Annotated in this window: 1 protein-coding gene; it reads left to right on the forward strand. The window is 64.2% G+C overall.

Annotated features, from left to right (window positions below; genetic code table 11):
• The first annotated feature begins 232 nt into the window (after positions 1–232).
• Complete coding sequence (locus AC5RWU_RS24225; protein ID WP_493986717.1) at positions 233–1,408, forward strand: IS110 family RNA-guided transposase; 1,176 nt, start codon at positions 233–235, stop codon at positions 1,406–1,408.
• The last annotated feature ends 16 nt before the right edge of the window (positions 1,409–1,424 follow it).

The following is a 1,424-nucleotide window of genomic DNA, read 5'->3' on the forward strand; positions in this document are numbered from 1 at the left end:
CCAGCTTGTTCACTAGAGGCAGGGAATCGTGGTCTGCAGCTATGGTTCCTTAGACCGCGGTGAGCCTGTGGCTCGGGATACACCTGCCGGCCTTCAGGTCTGGCTTTCTAACGGCGTGCCGGTTCACCGCGGTCTCCCGGCAGGAGTGGCTTAAGAGAGGCCTGTTCTACCGAAAGCTGGTGTGCCCTCCTGCTGACCCATGATGCAAATCTGATCGCAGGAGGCATAGCAGGTGCAGAAGGACGAGGGGCAGTTCATCATCGGGGTCGACCCGCATAAAAGCAGCTGGACGGCCGTGGCCATTGACGCCGGCCTGAACCAGCGGGCGGTGGCGCGTGTCCCGGTGACGGACGCTGGCTACCGCAAACTTTCCAGGTTCGCCGCCCGTTATCCGAACGCCAGATGGGCTCTGGAAGGCGCTTACGGGCTGGGGGCGCCGCTGGCCGCTTTACTGGCCGCCGACGGGATCACCGTCTGGGATGTTCCGGCGAAACTCGCTGCACGGGTCAGGGTCCTTTCCACCGGTCACGGACGCAAAAGCGATGAGGCCGATGCCCTCTCGGTGGCAGTAGCGGCCGCGACGACCACCCGGCTGCGCCCGGTCAGCATTGATGAAACAGCCGCTGAACTGAAGCTTTTGACCGAGCACCGCGATGATCTGGTTCGGGCGCGCACGCAATCAGTCAACCGGCTTCACTCGGCGTTGAACCTGCTCATCACCGGCGGAGCACCCCGCAACCTCGATGCCGATACCGCCGCCGGGCTGCTGCGCCGGGTCAGGGCCACCGACCCGCTGACGGTTACCCGCAGGCTCATTGCCACCGACCTCATCGCCGAAGTCCGGCGCCTGGACAAGCGGATCGCTCAGGCGCAGGAACGCATCACCGAAAGGGTGCAAAGCACCCAAACGGGGCTGCTGCGCATCCGCGGAATCGGCCACCTGAACGCGGCGAAGATTCTGGCCCGCACCGGTCCCGTCGGCCGTTTCCGCTCGGCCGCCGCCTTTGCCGCATACGCCGGAGTGGCTCCGCGGGAGGTTTCTTCCGGGGAGACCGTCAGACACCGGTTATCGCGTACCGGCGACCGCCAACTCAACCACGCCATCTACATTGCCGCTCTGACGCAGATCGGATCCGACCCGGCCGGGAAGGCCTATTACGAACGCAAACGGGCAGCCGGGAAATCGAAAAAAGAAGCGATCAGGTGTCTCAAACGTCGTTTGGCGGACGTCATCTACAGGACCATGGTCCACGACCAGCACCTGCGGGAAGCGGGTCCGGCAGGACACCGGGGAACGACTCCAGAATCCAGCGTGGCCGACTCCCATCCCCAAACCGGCGCTTCGGAAAAGTCACATACCGGACCCGCCAAAAACAATCCTAGCGGCCCCTCCCACACAGCAGCTTGACACAGAGAGGCGCCGT

The organism is Arthrobacter sp. B0427-1-12 (assembly GCF_059092905.1).